The 26150-nt window shown below is 45.7% G+C and carries 22 protein-coding genes; 13 read left to right on the forward strand and 9 right to left on the reverse strand.

All coding sequences use genetic code 11. The features are described 5' to 3' along the window. Positions 1-6 precede the first annotated feature (6 nt). The 4 genes from D9A03_RS05010 to D9A03_RS05025 form a co-directional block, all read right to left on the reverse strand. A complete protein-coding gene (locus D9A03_RS05010; RefSeq protein WP_120496104.1) occupies positions 7-2301 on the reverse strand; it encodes a type I secretion system permease/ATPase in 2295 nt (764 codons plus the stop codon). Positions 2302-2685: 384 nt separating this feature from the next. Further along, positions 2686-3075 (reverse strand): cytochrome c family protein, encoded by a 390-nt coding sequence (locus tag D9A03_RS05015; RefSeq protein WP_371682941.1) that lies wholly within the window; start codon positions 3073-3075, stop codon positions 2686-2688. Between the two features lie 237 nt (positions 3076-3312). After that, positions 3313-3690: a cytochrome c family protein gene (locus D9A03_RS05020; protein ID WP_120496105.1), complete on the reverse strand. Its 378-nt coding sequence runs from the start codon at positions 3688-3690 to the stop codon at positions 3313-3315. 219 nt (positions 3691-3909) lie between these two features. Continuing rightward, positions 3910-4578 (reverse strand): HAD-IA family hydrolase, encoded by a 669-nt coding sequence (locus tag D9A03_RS05025; RefSeq protein ID WP_120496106.1) that lies wholly within the window; start codon positions 4576-4578, stop codon positions 3910-3912. A gap of 364 nt (positions 4579-4942) precedes the next feature. Between D9A03_RS05025 and glmU the strand changes: the two genes are divergently transcribed. The 7 genes from glmU to gor all read left to right on the forward strand — a co-directional run bounded on the left by glmU (position 4943) and on the right by gor (position 14508). Continuing rightward, on the forward strand, positions 4943-6313 hold the full coding sequence (gene glmU, locus D9A03_RS05030) for a bifunctional UDP-N-acetylglucosamine diphosphorylase/glucosamine-1-phosphate N-acetyltransferase GlmU (protein WP_120496107.1): 1371 nt from the start codon (positions 4943-4945) through the stop codon (positions 6311-6313). 6 nt (positions 6314-6319) lie between these two features. Further along, positions 6320-8143: a glutamine--fructose-6-phosphate transaminase (isomerizing) gene (gene glmS, locus D9A03_RS05035; protein ID WP_120496108.1), complete on the forward strand. Its 1824-nt coding sequence runs from the start codon at positions 6320-6322 to the stop codon at positions 8141-8143. Positions 8144-8366: 223 nt separating this feature from the next. Further along, positions 8367-8816: an N-acetyltransferase gene (locus D9A03_RS05040; protein ID WP_216825383.1), complete on the forward strand. Its 450-nt coding sequence runs from the start codon at positions 8367-8369 to the stop codon at positions 8814-8816. Between the two features lie 225 nt (positions 8817-9041). Continuing rightward, a complete protein-coding gene (locus D9A03_RS05045; protein WP_120496109.1) occupies positions 9042-10502 on the forward strand; it encodes an NAD-dependent succinate-semialdehyde dehydrogenase in 1461 nt (486 codons plus the stop codon). Between the two features lie 85 nt (positions 10503-10587). Beyond that, positions 10588-11184, forward strand: coding sequence for a YceI family protein (locus D9A03_RS05050; protein WP_120496110.1), 597 nt, complete (start codon positions 10588-10590; stop codon positions 11182-11184). A gap of 137 nt (positions 11185-11321) precedes the next feature. Continuing rightward, positions 11322-12317 carry an NADP-dependent oxidoreductase gene (locus D9A03_RS05055; RefSeq protein ID WP_120496111.1) on the forward strand — a complete coding sequence of 332 codons (996 nt, stop codon included), beginning with the start codon at positions 11322-11324 and terminating at the stop codon, positions 12315-12317. An 814-nt stretch (positions 12318-13131) separates the two neighbouring features. After that, positions 13132-14508, forward strand: a complete 1377-nt coding sequence (gor, locus tag D9A03_RS05060; RefSeq protein WP_120496112.1) for a glutathione-disulfide reductase — start codon at positions 13132-13134, stop codon at positions 14506-14508. A gap of 101 nt (positions 14509-14609) precedes the next feature. Here gor and D9A03_RS05065 read toward each other — a convergent pair whose 3' ends face one another. Then, on the reverse strand, positions 14610-15404 hold the full coding sequence (locus D9A03_RS05065; RefSeq protein ID WP_120496113.1) for an aspartyl/asparaginyl beta-hydroxylase domain-containing protein: 795 nt from the start codon (positions 15402-15404) through the stop codon (positions 14610-14612). A gap of 376 nt (positions 15405-15780) precedes the next feature. Here D9A03_RS05065 and D9A03_RS05070 point away from each other — a divergent pair, with 376 nt between their 5' ends. From D9A03_RS05070 to cysS, 6 genes are all read left to right on the forward strand, one after another. Beyond that, on the forward strand, positions 15781-17166 hold the full coding sequence (locus D9A03_RS05070; protein WP_120496114.1) for a class II 3-deoxy-7-phosphoheptulonate synthase: 1386 nt from the start codon (positions 15781-15783) through the stop codon (positions 17164-17166). A 27-nt stretch (positions 17167-17193) separates the two neighbouring features. After that, a complete protein-coding gene (locus D9A03_RS05075; RefSeq protein WP_254054974.1) occupies positions 17194-18393 on the forward strand; it encodes a nicotinate phosphoribosyltransferase in 1200 nt (399 codons plus the stop codon). Between the two features lie 10 nt (positions 18394-18403). Continuing rightward, positions 18404-18853: a SufE family protein gene (locus D9A03_RS05080; RefSeq protein ID WP_120496115.1), complete on the forward strand. Its 450-nt coding sequence runs from the start codon at positions 18404-18406 to the stop codon at positions 18851-18853. A gap of 161 nt (positions 18854-19014) precedes the next feature. Beyond that, complete coding sequence (locus D9A03_RS05085; protein ID WP_120496116.1) at positions 19015-20730, forward strand: NAD+ synthase; 1716 nt, start codon at positions 19015-19017, stop codon at positions 20728-20730. Between the two features lie 21 nt (positions 20731-20751). Further along, positions 20752-22083, forward strand: a complete 1332-nt coding sequence (gene gltX / locus D9A03_RS05090) for a glutamate--tRNA ligase (protein WP_120496117.1) — start codon at positions 20752-20754, stop codon at positions 22081-22083. Between the two features lie 134 nt (positions 22084-22217). After that, a complete protein-coding gene (gene cysS, locus D9A03_RS05095) occupies positions 22218-23603 on the forward strand; it encodes a cysteine--tRNA ligase (RefSeq protein WP_120496118.1) in 1386 nt (461 codons plus the stop codon). Positions 23604-23685: 82 nt separating this feature from the next. Here cysS and D9A03_RS05100 read toward each other — a convergent pair whose 3' ends face one another. The 4 genes from D9A03_RS05100 to D9A03_RS05115 form a co-directional block, all read right to left on the reverse strand. Continuing rightward, complete coding sequence (locus D9A03_RS05100) at positions 23686-24189, reverse strand: hypothetical protein (protein WP_120496119.1); 504 nt, start codon at positions 24187-24189, stop codon at positions 23686-23688. Between the two features lie 183 nt (positions 24190-24372). Then, complete coding sequence (locus tag D9A03_RS05105; protein ID WP_120496120.1) at positions 24373-25023, reverse strand: LysE family translocator; 651 nt, start codon at positions 25021-25023, stop codon at positions 24373-24375. A gap of 71 nt (positions 25024-25094) precedes the next feature. Continuing rightward, entirely contained in the window at positions 25095-25532 is a 438-nt protein-coding gene (locus tag D9A03_RS05110) for a DUF805 domain-containing protein (protein ID WP_120496121.1), read from the reverse strand. A gap of 131 nt (positions 25533-25663) precedes the next feature. Continuing rightward, positions 25664-26071 carry a DUF805 domain-containing protein gene (locus D9A03_RS05115; protein WP_120496122.1) on the reverse strand — a complete coding sequence of 136 codons (408 nt, stop codon included), beginning with the start codon at positions 26069-26071 and terminating at the stop codon, positions 25664-25666. Positions 26072-26150: the final 79 nt, after the last annotated feature.

Genomic DNA, 26150 nt, shown 5'->3' on the forward strand with positions numbered 1-26150 from the left:
AGGATTTTATCCGGCGCTGGCGCGGATTTGACCCTGTTTCAAGGCTTCAAGAACCTCAGCTTTCGGTCCGTCAGCGACAATTCGGCCACTATCGACAATAACGAGGCGATCAACCAGCGTAAGTAATGAACTTCGGTGTGTGACCAGAACCAGCGTTTTACCAATAACAGCTTTTGACAGGCGTTGTTTGAACGCAGCTTCTGACGAGTTGTCCATACCACTTGTTGGTTCATCCATCAGCAGAATTGGTGGATCAAGAAGCAACGATCTGGCAATAACAACGGCTTGACGCTGGCCACCTGAAAGGGACATACCACGTTCCCCGACCTGAAGGTCAAATCCATGTGGATGCGTTTTCAGAAAATCGGTGACACCTGCAAGGGATGCGGCGCGCAGAATTGTCTGGTCATCTACGTGTGGAGCACCAAAAGAAATGTTTTCCTTTACGGACCCAAAGAAGAGATAGTTATCTTGTGAAACATACCCGATGTTTCTGCGTAAATCAGCGGGATCAATCTGTCGAATATCAGTACCGTCAGCAAGAACGGAACCTTCTGTTGGATCGTAAAGCCCCAGTGATAGACGTGCGATGGTTGATTTGCCGGACCCGATACGCCCGAGAATACCAACACGTTCACCCGGTTTGATCTTGAGACTCACGTTATCCAGTGCTTTTATTTCCTGCCCCGGATAATTGAAGGTTACTTTTTTGAGTTCAATTTCACCACTCAGTCGCGGGCGGTGAAGATACGTTTTATCTTCGGAACGCTCTACTTCCGAGCTCATGATGTTATCAAGTGACTTCAAGGCGACACGTGATTGTTGAAGCCTTGTGAGCATACCCGCAATGGTACCAAGAGGCGCAAGAGCACGCCCGCTCAACATACTGGAAGCAACAAGGGCACCCATGGTCATCTCTTTTTCAATAATCAAAAAGACACCCACGATAACAACAACAACAGTTGTCATCTGAATAGCCAATTGTGCAAAGGTTGTTGAAATACCGGAAAGCAGTTTTGCTTTACCTGCTGAGTCTGCTGTCAAGCCGACAAAGCGTTCCCACGAACGCTGAATGCGCCCTTCTGCTGCTGTTGTTTTGATCGTCTCAAGACCATCAATTGTTTCAACCAGCAGAGCATGCTTTTGACTGGATTCCTTGTGGGTTTTTTCAATAACTTTCCGCAAGGGAATTTGAAGAAATACGCCGACGAGAATGACCAGCGGTACAACAATCAATGGTATCACAGCAACTTGCGGAGCTGCGACAACCGAAATAATCCAGATAAAGAGGAAAATAAAAGGTAAATCGATCAGCGCAACCAGAGTACCGGATGTAAAGAAGTCACGGAGTGATTCAAATTCACGAAGGTTGTTTGCCATGGCCCCGGTTGATGGGGGTTTGCTGGAAAGTTTCATTGCCATAAGCTGCTCAAGCAGGCGGCTGGCGATGATAACATCAGCATTTTTACCTGCGACATCAACCAGATATGTTCGCAGGTTTTTCATTACAAATTCAAAGAGGAAGACAGTTGTCACCCCGATTGCCAGAACGGCAAGGGTTGCACTGGCGCCATTTGGTACAACGCGATCATAAACGTTCATGACGAACAGAGGGCTGGCGATAGCGAACAGGTTGATCAAAATGGATGCCAACATGACATGGCTGTAGATCGGCCAGAATTTAAGTAGTGTTCCCCAGAACCATGCTTTGGGTTTCTTTAGCTGAATATCCGATGCACGTGAATCAAACTTGTATTCAGTTCGGGCGAATATGGCATAGCCAGTGTACTGTTCCTGCAGTTCGGCGACTGTAATTTCTTTCTGACCGCGCCCTTCAGGAATGGCGATATTAGCCTTGCCGGATTTGGTGTAGTTGAGAAGAATACAGGCTCCGCCTTGTTTAAGCAGGACAATACAGGGAAGCGTCACCGGCTGAATGTCTTCGATTGTTGCCCGGCGAACGGTTCTTGCTGTTAAACCTGCTCGTTCTGCGGCGCGCACTGCCAGATCAGGTGTGAAATGTGCATCGCTATGCGGAAGTCCGGCTTTCAATGCTTCGACCGAGATAGGTCTCTGCATCATTGAGGCCAGCATGTATACACATTCAAGCAGTGGATCTTCGAAGTTTACAGAGCCAGGATCAACTTGCCATTCAGCTTTAGGTGGGACGCCGCCTTCGATCACTTCCGAAGCTTTCAGTGCATCTGTAGCTTGTTGCTTGGCTTGCTCGTCGGCTTTTTTCTCTTTTGCGGAAACCTTTTTACCACTCTTGGGTTTGCTCGCTGTATTCTCAGAACTCATTCTATCCCCGTTTCCCCCGAAAAACAGTATTCAAGACCCTAAGGGAGTGTAGGGCCTTGATGTAAAATCACATGATCTATCTGTTGACCTTAATAGTTAAACTTAGCTTGCCTGTTTAAGGTTAACGAATAGTTGAGTAAGACCGCTTAATCCTTCGTTTTTAAGTGAAATAATCTTAAATATTTCAAGAATTAAGCGATAATACAAAAAAATGTACAGGCTTCATAGCATACTTCGCAGATAAGGCCAAAGAATGTCACGTGACAAGTAAATGGCAGAAAAAAGGAAGAAAATGACAAAGCCAGCTGAGTGATACAGCTGGCTTTGTTAAAGTATCAGTTTTCAATTCAACGAGAAGGATGTCGTATTGCTTGCTTCTCGTGATTACTGAGCAGTGGCTTCTTTCAAATAAGCCAGTAGGTCTTCAATCTGTTTTTCTTTTTTCAGGCCGCCGAAAGACATTTTGGTTTTCGGGACAAATGCCTTTGGTTTCTTCAGGAATTTAGCCAGATTTTCCTCCGTCCATGTAATTCCTGATGCCTTCATGGCTTTGGAATATTTGTACCCTTCGACACTGGCGGCAGGACGGCCAAATAACCCGGCCAGATCGGGCCCAATTTTGCTTTTTCCTACCGTGTGACAAGCTTTACATTTGTTAAAAACCTTCTTGCCCGCGGCAGCATCCCCTGCGGCAGCCTGTCCCGGATAAAGTGATGAGGCTACGGTAAGGCTCATTGCAAGAGCAAAAAATTTGTTACGTGTAAATATCGACAAAGTTATTCTCTCCTGATTGAAGCTGATTAGGCAGCTTTCATTTGTTATATGGCTTGCCTCAGAGTATTTGAGGTTTAAACCTGCACTATTGATAAGGCTATCATGGGAGAGAAAAGTTAATTTGTCTGTAAGGTCTCGCGAACACGTGATAGCGCGCGAGCAATTGTTATAATTGCTGTATAAACAAAAACCCGAGCTCAGAAGCCCGGGTTTCGTGTGTAATGGCACGAGAGAAATTTAGCTGTTCTCTTTTAGATACGCGATAAGATCTTCAATCTGTTTGTCTTTCTTCAGGCCACCAAAAGACATCTTTGTTTTTGGTATGAACTTCTTAGGTTTTTTAAAGAACTCTGCGAGATTTTCTTCTGTCCATGTTATGCCAGATGCCTTCATCGCCTTGGAATATTTATATCCTTCTACGGATGCGGCGGCTTTGCCAACGATGCCGTGAATATTCGGCCCAACCTTGTTTTTCCCGCCTGCATCGATAGTGTGGCAAGCTTTACATTTTTTGAAAACTTTCTTGCCCGCGGCAGCATCGCCAGCTTGGGCGGCACTAAGGCTAAGACCTAATCCAATAACAAGGCCCAAGGCCATGGTGGCGATTTTTGCCATAATTACTCTCTCCTGAATTGTATACGTCGTTTAGTTCTGTCGATTAAACACTATGTCCAGAATAACTTAGCGAACCTTAAACATTAAAGAAATTTTGGCTAGCTGTCTTGTTGCAACTTAGACCAATAGATCTGTTTAAGAATTGATTATGCTCAATTTTATCCTGCTGACGAGTTTTTTCATCGTAATTTTGTTGGTGCGTGCGGTAATGTCGCAGTTTTATGCAAGCCTGTTAATGGCGTCTTCAAGTTCAAGAAAAGTGTCGATGACAATATCAGGGTTTTGTGCTTTCGCGGCCTCGGTACCATAACCATGGGTGAAAAGAATTGACGGTATTTGTGCGTTTTTTGCGGCAAGTACGTCATTGACGCCATCGCCGATCATAATAGCCTGTTCTGTACTTGCCCCTGTTTCATCCAGAAGTTTAACGATGTGATCAGGATCGGGCTTTTTTATAGCATAGCTATCGCCGCCAACAGCTTTGTCGAATAGATGATTAAGGTCGAGCTTGTTCATAATTTCCAAAGTTGGTGCATAGGGTTTGTTTGTACAAATTAAAAGTTTCCAGCCCTTTACTTTCAGGTTTGAGAGTACAGTACGACAGTTTTCGTAAAGATGAGTTTCAACCACCAGGTTTTCTGAATAGATTTCGAGAAATTTTTTGACTTTTCCTTTCAGTTCATTTTCTGAAAGAGCAGACCCCGTTGCGGCGTAACCGCGTTCAACCAGTTTTGTTGCGCCGTCACCAATCATTGACTGAACTTCGATAAGGTTTGGTTTTTGACGTCCTTCGCTTTTCAAGAGGATTTGCAAAGATAAAGCAAGATCGGGCGCGCTTTCGATTAGTGTTCCGTCCAGATCGAAGACAAGGACATTGCGTTTGGTCATGATAATTAAGTTTGCTTTGATAGTTGGTATATTATGCGGTTAACTCACTGGCAAAAGCTAAACAGGATTATCCTTTTCTACAAGAACTCTCCATTCTCAATCTGAGAAAGTTATAGAAATTATTGTGCTGCAATAAATTGAAACTCTGTAATAAATCGAAACATTGTGTAACACACAGAAATAAAAGGTGATTTGAGCTGTAATTTCTTCTGTGTCAGTTTTTGCTCGCTATATTTTCGCCTGATTTTATTGTTAGGACATATTCTAATGGTTGATCCCAAGAGGGGCAGGGGGTAAGCACTGTGAAAACATTTAATCAACTGTGATCCTTGGGACCCCCGAGGTTGATGAATATTAGAGATTGATGACCAAACGTAAACTCGCTGTGATTGTGTTGGCTGCTGGCCAGGGCACTCGAATGAAATCAGATTTGCCAAAGGTTCTTCACTGTCTGGCAGAAAAACCGATGTTGTCACATGTTTTGGATGGCGTTGAGGCGCTTTCCCCTGACCGCATTGTGGTTGTCGTTGGCCCGAATGCTCAGGCTGTAGAAAAAGCGGCGGCACCTCATAAGACGGTCGTTCAAGTTGATCGCTTGGGAACAGGGCATGCAGTAAAACAGGCCTTTACTGCTCTGGATGGTTTCTGTGATCAGGATGATCAGGCCGATATTATGGTGATCTTTGGGGATACACCGCTTATTCAACCAGAAACCTATCAAATCATGCGAACGCAACGATGTGCCGAAAATGGACCCAAGCTTATCGGCCTTGCTTTTCGTCCTGAAGATGCCGGGCGGTATGGCCGGGTTAAGCAGGATAGTGATGGCCGCGTTATGGGCATTATTGAATATGCTGATGCGACTGAGGAAGAACGCGCGATTGATCTGTGCAATGCCGGGATTTTGCTGGGCGAGGGATCTACAGTACATCAGTTGATCAATCAGCTGGATAACAACAATGCCCAAGGTGAATATTATCTTCCGGTGATTTTTGACTTTGCCTATGCGGAAGGTTTGGATACCCGCTCGGTTGAGGCAAGCGAAGAAGAAGTCATGGGGGTTAATTCCCGCCAGGAGCTTGCGGTTGCCGAAGGTATTTTACAACAACGCTTGCGGGTGAAGGCCATGGCACAGGGGGTTACCTTAATGGACCCCGATACGACATGGCTTTCAACGGACACTGAGTTTGGGCGGGATATCATTATAGAACCATCTGTGTTTATTGGGCCAAAGGTATCTATTGCGGATAACTGTCACATCAAAGCGTTTAGTCATCTTGAAGGTGCCATTGTTGATGAGGGGGCTGCAATTGGCCCTTACGCACGATTACGCCCGGGCACAGTGATCGGAAAAGGCGGTAAGGTTGGTAACTTTGTTGAAACCAAGAATGCTGTTCTTGGTAAAGGCGCCAAGGCCAATCATCTGAGCTATATTGGTGATGCCGAAGTTGGCGACAAAGCTAATATTGGTGCAGGAACGATTACCTGTAACTATGACGGTTTCAATAAATGGAAGACCTCTATTGGTGAAGGCGCCTTTATTGGTTCGAACACGGCGCTGGTTGCCCCTGTTGATATTGGTGCAGGCGCAATTGTCGGGGCTGGATCGACCGTTACAAAATCAGTTTCTGACGATGCCATGGCTGTCGTACGGGGACGATTGATTGACAAGGCCGGTGCCGGGGTAAGTTTCCGCGCCAGTCGCAAAAAGATTAAAGAAGAGAAAAAAGGCTAAAGCATTATGTGTGGCATTATTGGTATTATTGGCACAAAGCCTGTCGTCCCTCTCTTACTAGATGGTTTAAAGCGTTTGGAATATCGCGGATATGATTCCGCGGGTATTGCGACACTGGTTGATGGCGGTCTGGAAAGACGTCGCGCTCAGGGTAAACTGATTAATTTACAAAACCGTGTCGAAGAAGACCCTATTATCGGTATGACAGGAATTGGTCATACCCGTTGGGCAACACATGGTCGCCCGAATGAAATCAATGCTCATCCTCATGCCAGTGACAAAGTATCGCTGGTACACAATGGTATTATCGAAAATTTTCAGGAACTTCGTGCGGAACTGGATGCCAAGGGGCAAGTTTTTCAAACTGAGACCGATACCGAAGTTGTGGTGCACTTAATCACAAATTATCTGAAGGATGGTTTGTCACCCGAAGATGCTGTCCACACGACTTTGAAGCGTCTTGAAGGGGCTTTTGCTCTGGCAATTGTTTTTGCCGGTCGTGAGGATCTGATGATTGGCGCCCGTCGTGGTAGCCCTTTGGCTGTTGGTTATGGTGATGGCGAGATGTACTTGGGTTCTGATGCTCTTTCGCTTTCTCACCTGACCGATCAAATTTGCTATCTTGAAGAAGGGGATTGGGTCGTTCTGGATAATAATGGCGCGACCATCCGGGATCTTGCCGGAAACCTTTTGAACCGTGAAGTTGTTCAGACTGCTGTGTCCGGTGCCATGATTGGCAAAGGCCAATATCGCCATTTCATGCAGAAAGAAATCTATGAACAGCCAGCAGTGGTTGGGGATACGCTGCATACTTTCTTTAATCCCTTGGCGCGTTCAATTCAACTGCCGGATTTTCCGTTCGATTTAGCCAATATTTCCCGTTTGACCATTGTCGGGTGCGGGACGGCATCTCTGGCGGGGATGGTTGCTAAATATTGGCTAGAGCAGGAAGCCCGTCAGCTGGTCGAAGTTGATATTGCGTCCGAGTTCAGATATCGCGAAGCTCCTTTGCCAGAAAATGGTGTCAGCCTGTTTATTTCTCAATCCGGTGAGACAATTGATACCCTGGCTGCGCTTCGCTATGCCAAGGAACAGGGGCAAAAGATCATCTCTGTTGTCAATGTGCCTGAATCGACCATTGCCCGTGAATCAGATATGGTGTTGCCTACTTTGGCCGGACCTGAAATTGGCGTGGCATCGACCAAAGCCTTTACCACACAGCTTACCGTTCTTGCCTGCCTTGCTATTGGTATTGGCCGTGCCAAAGGAACCATTTCGCCGGAACGCGAAGCCGAGCTGTCTTCGGCTTTGACTGAAATTCCTTCACGGATTACTGAAATCCTGAATACGGATGACGCTATTCGTAAAATCTCTGCTGATGTCAGTGAAGCGCGCGATGTGCTTTATCTTGGCCGTGGTAATCTTTATCCCATGGCGATGGAAGGAGCATTGAAGCTCAAGGAAATCAGCTACATTCATGCCGAAGGTTATGCGGCGGGTGAAATGAAGCATGGTCCCATTGCTTTGATTGATGAAAACGTTCCGGTTATTGCCTGTGCCCCGAGCGGCCCGATGATGGAAAAGACCATTTCCAACCTTCAGGAAGTCCATGCGCGTGGCGGACAAATCATTCTGTTCTCTGACGAAGAGGGCGTTGCCCGGGCCGGAGATATCGCCAAACACAGCGTTGTCTTGCCAAGGGTTGATCCCTTTGTTGCGCCGATCCTCTATGCCCTCCCCATTCAGCTTCTGGCTTACCATACGGCTGTGTTAAAGGGGACAGATGTGGATCAACCCAGAAATCTTGCGAAGTCGGTGACTGTTGAATAATCGTATTAGGGGTCATAAAAACACGTGGTCAGGCTAAATTCCAAAGGAACTTTGCTTGCGACAGAGTTGGATAATAAAAAGCCCAAAAATTATATACCAAAAACTATATAAAGGTCTGGGCTTTAAACATGATAAAGAGCGACGTTATTATTATCTTAGCCTTTGATGTCCTTTGAAAATATCTCTATAAAATGCTCTGGCATCACAAAGCTAGAGCGATAAAATGACAATAGAGATCTTGCAAGCCGATACACAGACCATTCATAAAGTTGTGGAATGTTTTGATCTTTACCGTCAGTTTTATGGGCAGGAAAGTGATCTTAAAGCCTGCGAAGATTTTCTTTCCGCGCGTCAGGCCAGTTCTGAATCTGTCGTGTTTTATGCACAGGACAGTGAACGTGATATTCTTGGTTTCACTCAGATCTATCCAACATTTTCTTCTGTTTCTCTCAGACGAGATTTGATCTTGAATGATCTGTTTGTGCATGAGAAAGCGCGCGGACAAGGGGTTGCCAGAAAGCTGTTAACGGCTGCTCGTGATCACGGGGAAAAGGTGAATTCCAAAGGTATCTTGCTTGAAACTGATATTCTTAACGCGAAAGCGCAGGCACTTTACGAATCTTTCGGATTTGAACGCGAGACCGATCACTACTTTTATTATTTGACGATTTGATTTCTGTCATCAAGGTCTATGTACGACAGATTGGTGGTAGGCCAAAGCAGGACTTAAACCATTTGAAACAAAAAGAACAATGTCCCCTGACAAAGAGAGAAAGTCAGAATTGGTACTTGTACCTGACAGATGGCTTGGATAGCGTTCAATCTTATTCATAGATCTATATTATGGTGTTGAACCGAAATTTATGTTGGGTTTGCCTCATGCTTTAGGACATTCGTCATGCCTCTTTCTTTGCGGGATAAATCACTTTTGCAACAACAGGCCTTTATTGCAGGGGAATGGGTTGATGCGGATTCCAAAAGAACAGCGTCTGTATATGATCCGGCAACAGGACATGAGTTGGGGCAAATGCCCTGGATGGGGGCAGGAGAAACGCGAAGGGCTATAGAAAGTGCGAAAGAAGCACTTGCAAGCTGGAAGGCTAAAACAGCAAAAGAGCGCGCTAATGTTTTGAGGCGCTGGCACGATCTGATGTTGGAGCATCAGGATGATCTGGCCCGGATTATGACAGCCGAACAGGGAAAGCCACTTGACGAAGCCAGAGGCGAAATAAAGTCCTCTGCTGGCTATATCGAATGGTTTGCTGAAGAAGCTAAACGGATCTATGGCGAAACAATTCCGGCTGGACGTCGCGATCAACAGCTTCTGACCATTCGACAGGCAATTGGTGTTGTTGCGGCGATTACACCATGGAATTTTCCGGCGCAAATGATTGCGCGCAAGTGTGCACCCGCCTTGGCTGCGGGCTGTACCGTTGTTGTGAAGCCGGCACCACAGACACCATACTCTGCTCTGGCGCTGGCTGTTCTTGCCCAGCGAGCTGGTTTACCAGATGGGGTCTTTAACGTTGTGACGGGCAAGGCTGGTGAAATCGGGGATGAAATGACATCCCACCATGCGGTTCGCAAACTCTCTTTTACCGGGTCAACTGTTGTTGGCAAGGTACTGATGGAAAAGTGTGCCTTGACCGTGAAACAGGTTTCTATGGAACTTGGTGGGAATGCGCCTTTTATCGTTTTTGATGATGCCAATCTTGATCTTGCGGTAAAGCACCTGTTAGCAAGCAAGTTTCGCAATGCAGGGCAAACCTGTGTCTGTGCCAACCGGATCATGATCCAGAAAGGTGTTTATGATGCCTTTGCGAAAAAACTGGCCAAGGCTGTCAAAGAAATAAAGGTTGGTGCTGGCCAGGGCGAAGGCGTGGAGTTGGGGCCACTTATTGACGACCGAGCCATTGATAAGGTTGATGGCTTGGTCCGTGATGCCTTGTCCAAGGGCGCGAAGGCACTTGTCGGAGGGACGACAATGGCTCTTGGCGATCAGTTCTATGCACCAACAGTGCTGACGGGTGTTACTGAAAATATGCAGGTTTTCCATAAAGAGATTTTTGGCCCGATCGCGCCGCTCTACTGTTTTGAGCATGAGAACGAAGCTATTGAGCTGGCGAATGCCACACGCTATGGCTTGGCGGCCTATTTCTTTTCCCGTGATGTTGGACGGGTATGGCGTGTATCAGAAGCTTTGGATTACGGCATGATTGGGGCTAATTCGGGGACTTTATCTTCCGAAGCGACACCTTTTGGGGGCATTAAAGAGTCTGGGATTGGTCGTGAAGGAGGTCAATACGGCATTCAGGAATATCTGGAGATCAAGTATATTAATATGGGGTTAGAGGGGTAATTTGAAACAAAACCTCTTTAGTCATGAATAAAAGTTGCTCTTGCGTGTTTTATAATCAGGACTAACAAAATTTAAGGCTTTTATAATGTTAAAATATACAATCAATTTTCTATTTACTTTGGCTTTGATTTTATTGCCTTTGAAGGTGACGGCCAGTGACTGGCAACTTGATAATGATAGTTCGCGATTAAGTTTTGGCTCTATCAAGAAGGCATCTGTCGGGGAGAGTAATTACTTCTCTGACTTAAAGGGCGGTGTGAATGCTGAGGGAAAGGCGACAATTCAGATTGAATTGGCTTCTGTCCAGACAGGTATTGATATTCGAAATGATCGCCTCAAAGAACATGTCTTTAAAATCGCTTCATGGCCGCAGGCATCACTTGCCATGGATGTGGATATGGCTTCTTTGTCAAACTTGAAGTCAGGCGAAGTGAAGATTTTGGAAGACGTTGATACCAGTGTGTCAATTGCGGGTGTTGAGAGTGAAATTACAAGTTCAGTTGTGGTGACACGCCTTAGCCCGACACGGATTATGGTGCAGCCGGATTTGCTTGTGATGCTTGATGCGGAAGAGTTCAATCTGGAAGGTGGTGTTGAAATCTTGCGAGAGATTATGGAGCTGAGCTCAATTTCAACGGCAATTCCTGTCAGTTATCGCTTTGTTTTTGAGCAGATCAAATAAAGATACAATCTTGTTTTGGTTTATAGCCTGTCATTGTTGTTTACAGTGGCAGGTTATTTTTTTGTTTAATATCTGTGTTCTAAATTTATAGTAGCTGAAACAAACCGATAAAGGCATTCCCCGATAAAGGTATTCCTATGAAGAATAATAAACTTGTTTTGGCAGCTCGTCCAAGCCCAACAATTTCGGATGATATTTTTCAATTGGAAGAAGGGCAGGTTCTGCCTTTGTCTGATGGTCAATTTCTGATCAAGAATCATTATCTTTCTGTTGATCCTGCAATGCGTGGGTGGGTCACGGATATGCCGAACTATATTCCCCCGGTTGAGATTGGCTCGGTGATGCGTAGTTTTGCAGTGGGTGAGGTAGTTGATAGCAAGCATCCTGATTATGCCGTTGGTGAGTTTGTCTATGGGCTGTTTGGGTGGCAGGAATTTGCGGTAAGTGATGGTTCGGATATTGAGCGCAAGGTTGATCCCTCGGATGGTCCTTTGTCTATAAACCTGCACGTACTGGGGATGACAGGTGCAACAGCATGGTTTGGATTAACCGAAATTGGTGATCCCAAAAAAGGGGAGACTGTTGTCGTTTCGACGGCTGCGGGGGCTGTGGGATCGATGGTTGGACAAATTGCCAAAGCCAGAGGTTGTTGCACTGTTGGTATTACGGGAAGTGATGAAAAAGCTGCGCGATGCCTCAAGGAATTTGGTTATGATGCTGCATTGAACTACAAAACGACAACAGATTTGGCGGGTGATCTTGCCAAAGCTTGTCCTGATGGTGTTGATGTCTATTTTGATAATGTCAGTGGTCCGATTACTGATGCTGTCACGAACCTGTTTAATATTGGGGCGAGAATGACAGTGTGTGGCGTAATCGGCATTTCTCCCGATCAAGTAAATGGCCCACGGGTATCGCGAACCATGTTAGTTAAGCGCGCCAAAATGCAGGGGTTCCTGATTTTTGACCATATGCACCGTCTCTCCGAAGCTGTGTCAGGACTTTTGCCCCTATTCAAAAACGGTCAATTGAGCTTTAGCGAAGAGGTTTTTGATGGATTATCGTCTGCACCTAAAGGCTTGGAAAGCCTACTGGCCGGAACGAACCAAGGTAAGGTTATTGTCAAGCTGTAGTGGTTTTTTTAGAAGTGCTGGCGATAGATGGGAGGCGTTTCCTGCATAGTTACCTCTTCATTGGCCCTTTGTTGTGACCTTTATTTTTCTGTGATCCGGCCTTTATAAAGCGTACCCTCCTTGGATATCCAGGTTATGAGGTTGCCTTGGGGATAGCAAGTCCATCCAAAAGGTCCCCACTGAGAACAATACTGATCAGCTTGAATACTCCATTTCCCTTGCTCGGTTTCTCTCCCTCTTGCTTGATAGTGGGTTATGCCCGAGACATGGAACGTTTGTTCGAAACCATTGGAAGCACCTTGGCGATGAACAACTTTTTTTACCCATAAGATATTGCCTTATTTCATCACCAGATAATTTTCTTTCTTCACTGTGTGCAAGTGCTGGCACATAGAAGAGGGGGATAATAACAAAGGCGTATCTATAAAACCTCATGAGCAGGTTACCTTACTGAGAAGTAATAATTGAGATGATTTGTTTATAGCTTTTTCGAAAGCTATTACCTTGTCACGATCTTGTGATATTTGAAATATGTATAAAAATTAGTGAGTTATGGAAGGCGTAAGGTGAGTTACCTATTCCTTCTATAGATAACATGATTGCCCACTCTTTAAATTCGTTCCTTTTATTTCTATCTAGTCTGTCCTAAGTATTTATAGTCGTTTAGCTTAAACTCTTTCTGCTCTAGTATCTCGCGGGTTGTTTCATCGTTCATGTAGAGAAATCTACATTTCACTCTTCACGCCTAGAGCAAGAATTATGCTAAACAACTATAGTATCAATAATATAGCTTTATCTTTCAGGAGCCTGTTGCATGCCGACCTATCACGATGATGATGTTCAATATGATTACGATCTGTTTGTGATCGGTGGAGGTTCCGGTGGTGTTCGTGGTGCACGAATGGCCGCAGCCACAGGGGCTAAAGTTGCCTTGGCAGAAGAGTATCGCTATGGCGGAACATGCGTTATTCGCGGATGTGTTCCCAAGAAACTCTTTTCCTATGCAAGCCATTTCCATGAAGAATTCGAAGACGCTGCCGGATTTGGCTGGTCCGTTGGTGATAGTTCTTTTGAGTGGAAAACGTTGATTACCAATAAAGATAAAGAGATTGATCGCCTTGAGGACATTTATAAGAGCATTTTAAAGAATGCAAATGTGACAAGGTATGACGGGCGTGCTGTTCTTGACGATCGGCATACGGTGCGTGTTGGCGATCAGACCTTTACTGCGAACAAAATTTTATTGGCGCCTGGTGGGCACGTTGTTTTCCCGGAAGGAAAAGGCTGGGAACATGCGATCAGCTCTAACGAAGCTTTTCATCTGGATGAGTTGCCCAAGCGGGTGATTGTCTATGGTGGTGGTTATATCGCTGTCGAGTTTGCCGGTATTTTCAATGGCCTTGGTTCTGAAGTAACACAAGTTTATCGCGGTGATGCGCTTTTACGTGGGTTTGACCGTGACGTTCGGGAATTTCTCGGCACCGAGATGACAAAAAAAGGAATTGCGCTAGAACTTAATCTGACGATTGAGAATATAGAAAAAACAGACGGTGGATTGGAAGTTACCTATTCTGATGGTCGCAAGGTCGAAGTAGATGCTGTTTTTGCGGCGACAGGACGTAAACCTAATGTCGAAGGGCTTGGCCTTGAAAAGGCTGGTGTTGAGCTAAACAGCAAGGGTGCAATTAGGGTTGATGAGTTTTCCCTGACGACAGCAAAAAATATCTATGCTGTTGGTGATGTAACTGACCGGATCAACCTGACACCGGTTGCCATTCAAGAAGCAATGGCTTTTGTTGATACAGCCTTCAAGGGCAAGCCACGTGCGATGGATCACCATAATGTTGCAACAGCTGTCTTTAGTCATCCTCCGGTTTGTACGGTTGGCCTGAGCGAAGAACAGGCATTGGATCGTTATAGTGATGTTGACGTGTATCAATCTTCTTTCCGCCCCATGAAACACACTCTATCCGGTCGCGACGAGAGAGCTTTGATGAAGCTGATTGTTGAAAAACATGGCAAGAAGGTTGTTGGGCTTCACATGGTCGGGGCTGATTCACCTGAAATAGTTCAGGGCTTTGCAGTTGCTATTAAAGCCGGGGCGACGAAAGATATGTTTGACGCAACGGTGGGAATACATCCAACGGCTGCGGAAGAATTTGTTACCATGCGTGAGCCTGTGAAGAAATAAACTTAAAGTTACGCTGGTAGTGATTGACTTAAAAAGGGCTGCGCGAGATTCGTGCAGCCCTTTACGTTTGGTTTTTTTTATGAAGTTTTCGGACCTTCTACCTATTTAAGGAAGGTCCAGTTTTTGTAGAAAATGCCATTAAAGTTAATAAAGACTGTCTGCATGATTTGCATAAAGACGTTTTGAAGCCCTGTGAAGACTGAAGGACGCAGAACGTCAACAAAGACGCAATAGCGTTCGTGATCTTCTTCATTGATGGATTGATGTTGAATTGTGTCATCAAAAATAAAAAGTGGGTCATCATGCCAGTAGTGTTTTTTGCCATCCACTTCGATATAGATATTATCGCTTTTAATCGGTGTCAGATTGTAAAGAACACGTAGTGTCAGGCGTAAGGGGCCGAAATGCAGTGACGTCGATTTCTTTTTATTAAAAACAGACACGCCAATGGTTTTGATATAGGTAAATTCCTTGTTAAAGGCAGGAACGGCATCATTGGTGTTTTTGCCATACCATTTGTAAAACAGCATGCCACGGCTCTCACCACCTAGCTGTGCCCGAATGTCGTTGATGATTTCTTCTTTATTATCATCAAATTCTTTCAGGACACTTGCGATTTCGTTGCGGTGTCCTTCGGGAAAATCATCCAGTTTGTATACGTATCTGTTCCGATCAGAAATGAGATCAAGGAACAGATTGATTGGTGACAAGGCCCAGGTAAGCATGCCATTACCTGTAAAATATTTCTTTGCCAGATCTGCGGTAACCTGATGATGGCGTCCGACATCCAGAAGCCCCATAATGATAAAGGCTATGGTCAAGAGAGGGATAAAGTAGAGGAGGATCGCCAGCGGAATGATTACCCGTAATAATCTGCGGATCTGTTTCTCGCTCATTTAATGACCCTTAGCTTCTAACCGCTAACTACTTGAGTAAATGTCTCGTGTAGATTTATTGCGGTGTGATTTTTAAATCTGGCAAATGTTTGATCCAAGTTTATAGCCCGCCGCCTGAACTGTTTCAAATGACAGTAGCTATAAATGCGAATCGCTATCAATTAACCATCAATAGGCTTTATCGCAAATGAAATTCTGGTGAAATTCGAATAATAAATGCCTATATCGAGAGTATCTTCTGTGCTGCGTATATGCCCGAGATATGTATTTTTGATGAATATATAAGATAAGTAAGGCTTTGTGCTGGTAAAGGACAGAAAAGACGATTAAAACTGTCAAACGTGAAATTATATTGTGTAATTTAGAGGTATAGTAAATGAGCGCGAAATGGACACCTAATTCCTGGCGCGCCAAGGATATTCGGCAAGTGCCCGAATACCCGGATTCTGCTGTTGTAGATTCCGTGGAGAAAACCTTGGCGGGCCAACCGCCACTGGTTTTTGCAGGCGAGGCACGCAGACTACGTAAACAACTTGGTGAAGTGGCCGAAGGCCGCGCCTTCCTGCTTCAGGGGGGCGATTGTGCAGAGGCATTTGCCGAGTTTCATCCCGATAATATCCGCGATACCTTTAAGGTAATGCTACAGATGGCTGTGGCTTTGACTTTTGGGGCGGCTTGCCCTGTTGTTAAAGTTGGCCGTATGGCGGGGCAGTTCGCCAAACCGCGTTCAGCCGGGACAGAAACAATCGATGGCATCGAGCTACCAAGCTATCGTGGTGATATCATCAATGGTATCGGCTTTACCAAAGAAGAGCGTGTGCCCGATCCAGAGCGCTTGATCAAAGCCTATCATCAGTCTGCTTCGACATTGAACCTGTTACGGGCTTTTGCTCAGGGTGGTTTTGCGAACCTTCGCAAGGTTCACGACTGGAACCATGATTTTGTTCGCAACTCTGCACAGTCAGACCGTTACGAAGCCTTGGCGCAACGTATCGACGAAGCCATCGGCTTTATGGAAGCCTGTGGTTTGACCGAAGACAAGGTACCTCAGCTCAGTGAAACTGATTTCTACACCAGCCATGAGGCTCTTCTTCTTAATTACGAAGAATCTCTGACACGTGTCGATAGCTTGACCGGTGATTGGTACGATTGTTCTGCACACATGCTATGGATTGGTGACCGTACAAGGCATCTGGATGAAGCGCATGTTGAGTTTATGCGTGGTATTCACAATCCAATCGGTATGAAGTGTGGTCCAACGTCAAACCCTGATGATCTTCTGAAGCTTATTGATCGTTTGAACCCGAACAATGACGCGGGACGTCTGACCCTGATCGTTCGTATGGGCCATGACAAAGTCGAAGAGCATCTTCCTGCGCTGATCCGTGCTGTTGAACGTGAAGGCAAAAAAGTGGTGTGGTCATGTGATCCGATGCATGGCAATACCATTAAGTCTTCCAGTGGCTACAAAACACGTCCATTTGATCGTGTATTGGCCGAGGTTCGTAATTTCTTTGCCGTTCATAAAGCTGAAGGCACCTATGCTGGTGGCGTTCATTTTGAAATGACTGGTAAGGATGTGACTGAGTGTATTGGTGGCGCACAGGCGATTAAAGATGAAGATCTTTCTGCACGCTATCACACCTATTGCGATCCACGTTTGAATGCCAGCCAATCTTTGGAATTGGCCTTCCTGATTGCGGAACAGCTGAAAGAAGAACGTGAAAGCCGTTTATCTTCGCCTGTGGCACAAGCGTCTTAAGGTTCTGATGATTAGCGGGTAAGCTTAATGCCTGATAGTACGCAAGAGAAACGCGAACATAAAAAACATCAGCAGGACAAGCACCAGAGGGAGGAGCGATCCTCCCTCTGGCCTGTTGAAGATAAAGACATCACAGCCTGGACAGACCATTATTTCAACCGAAGTAAAAAGGTCGTTGAAAAGTTTGGCGATCAAAAGGTGACCTATGCCATCTTTATGCGCCGCCCTGTTGTGTCCGCGCCCGGTCTGGTTATCAAGTGGCTGGAAGAGATGGCGCGCAAGCGTGATTTTGATCTGGAAATAGATCTTCGTTATGCCGAAGGGCGCTGGGTTGGTGCGGGTGAACCCATTATGTACCTGACCGGATCTCTCAGACATTTGGTTGATCTGGAAACCTTGCTGTTACAGCGACTTGGCCCTGCCTGTGTTGCTGCCTACAATGCCTTTACAATGTGCTCTGATCTGCATTCTGTTGCCTTTCTGGCAATGGATGCCCGTCATTGTGCCGGAACAGACATGGCCGAAATTATGGCCTATGCGGCTTCTGTCGGTGCTGATCGAGCCAAGCGTAAAAACGGGGCGATTGGTTTCATTGGTAATGCGACAGATGCAACCGCGCACTACTTTGGGCAGGATAGTGGCATGGGAACAATGCCACATGCCTTGATTGGCTATGCGGGTTCTACTTTGAAAGCTGCGGAAATGTTCGATGAGACCTTTCCGGGTGATCCTATGACTGTTCTTGTGGACTATTTTGCCCGCGAGATTACAGATGCCTTGACGGTTTGCCGTCGCTTTCCGAAGCGTGCTGCCCAAGGTTTGTTGTCTGTTCGCCTGGATACGGCAGGAAGTCGTTTTGTAGAAACACTCGATCCGCCAAGTTCTTACGCGGTGCTTGAACGCAATGTACCACGGGCAATCCGTGGCTATCGAAACGAAGAAGAACTCCGTTATCTGGTGGGGCCGGGCGTGTCAGCTGCGGCAATCTGGACAATGCGTGAAGCATTGGATCAAGAGGGCTTTACCAAGGTCAAGATTGTTGCCTCGTCTGGCTTTAGTCCGGCCAAATGCCGCTTGATGGCCGAGGCCGAGGCGCCACTTGATGTCGTTGGCACGGGAAGTTATCTGCCTAATCGTTGGTCTGAAACCTATGCAACGGCTGATATTGTAGAATATGACAACGTCCCCCGTGTGAAGGTTGGACGCGAATTCCTGATTAGAAAGTAAATAGGCAATAATGACTGAAATGGTTCAGGATGCATCATCAGACACATCCATCGAAGATCTGATTGACAGCTTTGAATTCCTTGATGATTGGGAAGAACGATATCGTTATATCATTGAGATGGGGCGAAAGCTTCCCTCAATGGATGATGCTCTCAAGACAGAAGCTTCACGTGTGCAGGGATGTACCAGCCAAGTGTGGCTTGTTTGTAATGTGGATGAGAACACACCACCGAAGTTGAGCTTTATTGCTGATAGTGATGCCCACATTGTACGAGGGCTTGTTGCTGTTCTTTTAATGATTTTTTCCAATAAAACGGCTCAGGAAATCAAGTCGATTGATATCGATGATATCCTTGCTCGGCTAGAGTTCTCACAGCATCTTAGCCCAAATCGCGCTAATGGTTTGCACGCGATGGTAAAACGCATTCAGGCAACAGCTGAGAGCTATTGTTGCGATTAACAATCTTGTTAGTGAAATATTTGCCTACATCATCTTGTAACTTGTTTTTGCTCTCAGAGAAGCTATATATACTCATAAAGAGTATATATAGCTTCTCTGAGATAAAGAGGCTGCACGTATCTCTGCTACCATACCTGTATATATAGAGGTAATAAGCTGACATGAGCGAAAAACTGACAATTGCCTTTGCGCAAATGAACCCGACAGTCGGCGATATCCGTGGGAACGCTGATCTAATTCGTGCTGCCCGCAAGAAAGCTGCTGATGCCGGGGCAGATTTGCTGGTTACTCCAGAACTCAGCTTGGTGGGGTATCCGCCGGAAGATCTTGTTCTAAAGCCAGAACTCTTGCTGGAAGCGCAAGCCGAACTACGTAGCCTCATGGCAGATACGGCTGATGGTGGACCGGGAATACTGGTTGGGGCGCCGATGCCCGATGTAAAGCTACAGGAAAACCCTTTCAAGAAAGCCTTCACGACAACTGGATCAGAAATCTATAACGCCGCTGTTCTTCTGGATGGTGGTAGCCTTGTCGGATGGAAGGGAAAACATTTTCTCTGTGACTATAGTGTTTTTGATGAAAAGCGTGTTTTCAAACAGGGTGCTTTGACAGGACCGTTTTCATTCCGTGGTGTCCGTATTGGTGTTTTTATCTGTGAAGATATGTGGGATGCGGATGTTTGCGAAACACTTGCCGAAGCTGGTGCAGAGATGTTGATTGGAATCAATGGATCCCAGTTCAACGCAGGAAAAACAGATACGCGCCAGCTTTTAGCCATAGAGCGCATCAAGGAATGTGAGCTGCCGCTGGCCTATTTGAACATGGTTGGGGGACAAGATGACATTGTGTTTGATGGTGGGTCTTTTGTTCTGAATGCGGATTGTAGCCTCAAGGCACAGGCCCCGATGTTCGATGAGCACTTTATGGTGACCGAATGGCTTAAAAATGCTGATGGGGAGTGGGAATGCCAACCGGCACAGACTGTTGCCCCCGAAGAAGAACTTGCCGCTATTTATCGTGCCTTGGTACTGGGTGTTCGTGATTATATCCGGAAGAATTGTTTCCCCGGTATTGTCATTGGTATGTCTGGGGGGATTGATTCCGCGCTTTCTGCCGCAATCGCAGTAGACGCGATTGGTCCGGAGCGGGTGCGTTGTATCATGATGCCGTCGCCCTACACATCTCGGGAAAGCTTGGAAGATGCAAAGCTTGCTACTGAACTTCTGGGTGTGAAGTACGATTCTATTTCCATTGGCCCGGCGATGAAGGCTTTTGACGAAATGCTGGCTCCGGTGATGGCGGGTACCGAGGCGGATACAACAGAAGAGAATATTCAAGCGAGATCACGTGGTCTAACGCTAATGGCGATTTCCAACAAGCTTGGCTTTATGGTGCTTTCCACAGGCAATAAATCAGAAATGTCGGTTGGCTATGCAACGCTTTATGGTGATATGTGTGGTGGCTATAACGCCCTGAAAGATGTTTATAAAACCAAGGTTTTTGCCCTTTCACGCTGGCGTAATGAACACAAGCCGGATGACGTTCTTGGACCCGATGGTGCTGTGATGCCGGACAGGATTATCACCAAGCCGCCTTCTGCAGAGTTAAAACCTGATCAGACAGATCAGGACAGTTTGCCAGAATATGATGTGTTGGATGGTATTCTGGAATGCCTCATCGAAGAAGAATTACCCCTTGTAGATATTCTTGCACGGGGATATGACGAGAGCACTGTTCGTCGGGTCTGGCGTATGTTAGACCTTGCAGAATATAAACGCCGTCAATCCGCGCCGGGTGTTCGCGTGACAATTCGCGACCTTGCCCGTGATAGACGCTATCCGATCACGAATGCATTTCGCGGTCTTACAAACAGATAAATTAGAGATAAAGACGAATTCATGAAAGTACGCTTTGCTCCTAGCCCAACGGGTCGCCTACATGCTGGAAACGCCCGTATTGCGGTATTGAACTGGCTTATGGCCAAAAAAGCAGGTGGAAGCTTTTTGCTTCGTCTGGATGATACGGATACTGAACGTTCAACAGAAGAATATGCACAGTCCATTCAAACTGACCTAAAGTGGTTGGGTCTTGAGTGGGATGAGTTTGCTGTTCAGTCTCATCGTATGGATCGTTATGAGCTTGCAGCGGAAAAACTGAAAGCAGATGGTCGTCTTTATCCTTGCTATGAAACATCAGATGAGCTTGGTCTAAAGCGAAAGATCGCGTTACAGGCTGGTCGTCCACCGATCTATGATCGCGAAGCTCTGAAGTTAACACCCGAAGATATTGCCAAATACGAAGCTGAAGGACGTCAGGCTCACTGGCGTTTCAAGCTGGAGCACAAGGATATCGATTGGACAGATCTTGTGCGCGGCGACGTTCATTTTGAAGGGCAACATCTGACTGATCCCGTACTTATCAGAGAAGATGGCCGGCCTTTGTATACGCTGACATCCTGTGTTGATGATATTGAACTTGAGGTAACGCATGTGTTGCGTGGTGAAGACCATGTGTCCAACACTGCAGTACAAGTTCAGCTATTCGAAGCACTTGGTGGCAAGGTCCCAGAATTTGCACATATTTCGCTGATGGTTGGTGCTGACGGTTCTGGCCTGTCAAAACGCCTTGGTAGTTTGAGTCTTGGGTCTCTTCGTGAAGAAGAAGGGCTGGAGCCAATGGCTTTGAATAGCTATTTGGCACGTCTTGGCACGCCTGATCCGATCGAAGTTCGTCAGACGCCTGCGGCGTTGACCGAACTGTTTGATATCGCACGTTTTGGTCGTGCGACACCGCGCTTTGATCCTGTTGAACTGGGACATTTGAACGCCAAGGTTCTGCATGATGCAGACTTTGCATCTATCAAATCCCGTTTGCAGGATGGTTTTGATGAAGAGCTTTGGGAAGTTGTGCGCCCAAATCTCGAAAAATTGTCTGATACACAATCCTGGTTTGATATCTGTCGAGGTGCTGTGACACCTGATATTGCTGACGAAGATGCTGAATTTCTGACACTGGCGGCTAAAAAATTACCTGCAGGAGATTGGGATCAGGGCACATGGAAAGCTTTGACCACCCTTCTCAAAAATGAAACTGGCCGTAAGGGTAAGCAGCTATTTATGCCGCTTCGTAAAGCCTTGACTGGTCAGCAACATGGCCCAGAGTTGGCACAGCTACTGCCTGTTATCGGACGGGAACGTGCTGAAGCACGCTTGAATGGGCAAACAGCCTGATAACGGCTGTGATGATAGTCGTCGCTATAGCGATTGCTTAAAATTATTGGTGTATATCCAAGAAAGAGGTTTAATATAAATCTCTTTCTTTTATACAATCACTATATTCAACCCCTAGATTTCGGGAAAAGACGATGACGATTAAAGTCCACAATACTCTTGCGCGTGAAAAGCAGGATTTCGAGCCAATCGATCCTAAAAATGTGCGCATGTATGTCTGTGGGCCGACCGTTTATGATCTGGCGCATGTTGGAAATGCCCGCCCTGTTGTTGTCTTTGATACCTTTGCACGTCTGCTACGCTACGTATATGGCGCGGAACATGTGACCTATGCCCGTAACATCACAGATGTTGAAGACAAAATTATTGAAGCGTCTCTGAAATCGGGTGATCCGATCGAAAGTATTACCAAACGCACAACGCAGGCCTATCATGATGATATGGCAGCACTTGGGGCACTTCCACCTGATATTGAGCCTCGAGCAACGGATCATATTCAGGAAATGATCGACATGACGGCAAAGCTGATTGAAAAAGGGCATGCCTATGAGGCTGAAGGCCACGTGCTCTTTTCTGTTCAGTCTATGGCGGATTATGGCAAGCTATCCCGTCGCAATCGCGAGGATATGATTGCCGGTGCCCGTGTTGAGGTTGCCCCTTATAAAAAAGACCCTGCTGATTTCGTGCTTTGGAAACCGAGTAATGATCAACAACCTGGCTGGGACAGCCCTTGGGGCAAAGGTCGTCCAGGCTGGCACATCGAATGCTCTGCCATGTCACGCGTTCACTTGGGTGAAACTTTTGATCTTCACGGTGGTGGATTGGATCTTACCTTTCCGCATCATGAAAATGAAATTGCGCAGTCCAAATGCTGCAATGAGAAACCGTATGTTCGCTACTGGATGCATAATGGCTATGTAGTGGTCAACGGCGAGAAGATGTCCAAATCTCTTGGCAATTTCTTTACCGTTCGGCAACTTCTGGACGAAGGTCTGAACGGCGAAGCGTTGCGTTTGACCCTGTTGTCTGGTCATTATCGCCAGCCGTTGGACATCACGCGTGAAAAAGTTGCTGAGTTTAAGACACAGCTTGATCGTTTTTATGGGGCTATACAGGCCGTTGAAAAGATTGAAGCCTCAACCGAAGAGGTTTCAGACGCTTTTCTCGATGCTCTGAAAGATGACCTGAATACGCCACTGGCCTTGTCTGTGTTGCATGACATTACCACGCAGCTGAATAAAACCACGGACGACCGTAAAAAGAACCGCAAGATTATCGCTCAGCTCAAAGGGCAGCTTTTGGCGGGTGGCAAGTTGTTGGGTATTATTCAGCAAGACCCGGACGTCTGGTTTAAGGGCGAGGGTGATGACAGCCAGAATATTGAGGCATTGATTGCAGAGCGTATCGAGGCCAAAAAGTCCAAAGATTTTCGCCGTGCAGATGCCATTCGTGATGAACTGGCAGCTCAGGGCATTGAGTTGTTGGATAGCCCCACAGGAACGACCTGGAGACGAAAATAACCTCAGGTGCAATCTCTATTAACGTCTTATGTTGTTTCTGCTCAAGAGATTTATAAAAGAGGCTTTCTTCTAGCGTGATAGTTTAAGAGCTTTCGCCAACTGAAGTTTCTGTCTTGGCTACATTTTCGTCATTCGAAGTTGGTGATAATAGCTCATTAATTATATTGTTAATCCGGCTTAGCTTTTCTTGCTGGTTTTCGGTAAGATTTAAGGTGTGACCATTGGGGCCAATATCAGTCTTAAGGGCCTTTGTGATCCGGTTATTCACGTATTCCAGTTTCCATTCCATGCCAAAGGGAATTTTTCCGTTGTTGGCTTCTGTCTTTGTGACTGCTTTATGGACCCATTTTTCCAGTGAGTTGATCTTTTTATCATTGTCTTTTACAGATGGATTGTTTGCTTGAGAACGATAGTCAATTTGTAGTGCCTTCAAGGCTTCTTGCGAAAGGGTAACCTTGTCTGGTGATCTAGGCTGGTTTGTCGGTGGCGTTTCACTTGATCGCGGGTGATCGTACGTCGAGAGTTTGGGGGGAACTCTTGGAGCGGCATTAGCTCTGTTTATATTATGAAATAGGTTTATATGCATAAGCTTTTTCCTTAAGGAACAGGTATGCATAATGCAGCATTTTTTGTGCCAATAATGCCAAGCTATTGATCTTTTTCAGGTCATTAAGGCTATGGGATTTACTTCCCTGACATAGCATAAATTCCTGGGAAAAAGATGCCGAATAACAATTGTTCGAAAAAATCTCGATTTTTGGGAGTGGGGCTAGTTATTCGTAAAGGCAATACGAATAGCCATGCCGCCTAAAATTGTTGCCGTCGCCCAACGCAGCAATGTTTTGACACGCTGACTTGCTTTCACCTTTGCTGCCGCGAAAGAGGTAAAGAGGATAAGCACAACAAAAACAATGTAGCCGTTGATATTAAACAGAAGTCCTAAGGCGAGTGTTTGCCACACCACGTCCTGAGGCGCTGCATCAATAAATTGAGGAAGAAAGGCGAGCATAAAAAGGCCGATTTTGGGGTTTAAAAGGTTGGTCATAGCACCTTCCATGATAATACGACCATTTTTATATCTGGGTGAGTGTGATTGTTTTCCGTTTTTGGTAGGGCTTTGTGATGGGGTGGTTAGAATTTTATAGGCGATGTAAAAAAGATAGATTGCACCAGCAATTTTTAGTGTCAGAAAAGCGGTTTCAGAGGCGGCGAGCAGTGCTGATATTCCCAATGCGGAAGCCGTGGCATGCACCATTGACCCCAAACTAATTCCCAAAGCAGCCAACAGCCCGGCTTTCTTGCCCTGATGAGTTGTTTTTGCCAGGACATAGGCCATATCAACGCCGGGCGTTAAGTTCAGGGCAATCCCCGCAAGAATGAAGGGAATAAGTAATGACAAGTCGGGAAGAAGCTGTGGCATGTTTATGACTCATAAAAAAAAAGCCCGTAAGATCTCATTTATCCTACGGGCTTTATGATCAATGAAAAGCTTTATTCAAAAACTTCGTTGATATTCTGTTCTTCCGGGAAACGTGATGGGCCAAAACGATTTGGACCTGCTGTTCCTCTTAAGAAGCCACATTCAATAAGAACCCAGAAAGCACCGATGATTGGAACAAAAATAATAAGGGTCCACCAGCCGCTTTTATCTCGATCGTGCCAACGTTTAATGAGGACGACGATAGAAGGATAGAGGCCAACGATTGCGAATATAGTGCTAAATAAACCACCGCCAGCTTCGATGCTGTAGGTGCCAATCATAAAGTCCAAAGCGATGAGGACGATGTTGATGATGAAATATGGTAAAACGTATCTTAGCCAATAATCAGACCGCGAAATACGTCCCTTTGGAGAAAGTAAAAACCATTTCCAGGAAAAGTCCTGGCTACCTGAAGCCACGGGTGGCTGTGTCATTGTGGAATCTGTCATAAAAAAATCCCCCCAGATTCATTGAACAAAATATAAGCTAACTTAAAAACGATTTAAGTTGGCGATTTGTATAACATTATTATAGTTGTGATTCTATTGTTTTGTACGCTTTGGCAGTAACGATGAAGGCTTTATTCAAAAATTTCGTTGATATCTTGTTCTTCCGGCAAGCGTGATGGACCAAAGCGGTTAGGACCTTTTGTTCCTTTTAATATGCCATTTTCGACAAGAGCCCAAATTGTACCAATAAAAGGGATAAAATTGATAAATATCCACCAACCTTTCTTATCTCGATCGTGCCATCGCTTGATCTGAACAACAACAGATGAGTATAGAAATACCAGCATGAATATACTGCTTATAAGGCCATATCCCGAAGCATCGTCAAATGTCCCTAAAGCAATGTCGATAATGATAAGTACAATATAGGTAAAAAGGTACGGTAAAAAATATCGTAACCAATAATCTGATCTTGTAATCCGGCCCTTTGAAGAGAATAAGAACCATTTCCAGGAGAATTCTTGATTACTTGAAGCCACAGGTGGCTGTTACAATTATGGAATCTGTCATAAAAACCTAACTCTGTATATTAACTGAATAACACTGTTTTAGTATGTG

This window comes from Kiloniella sp. EL199, from assembly GCF_900313065.1.
Taxonomy (GTDB): domain Bacteria; phylum Pseudomonadota; class Alphaproteobacteria; order Kiloniellales; family Kiloniellaceae; genus Kiloniella.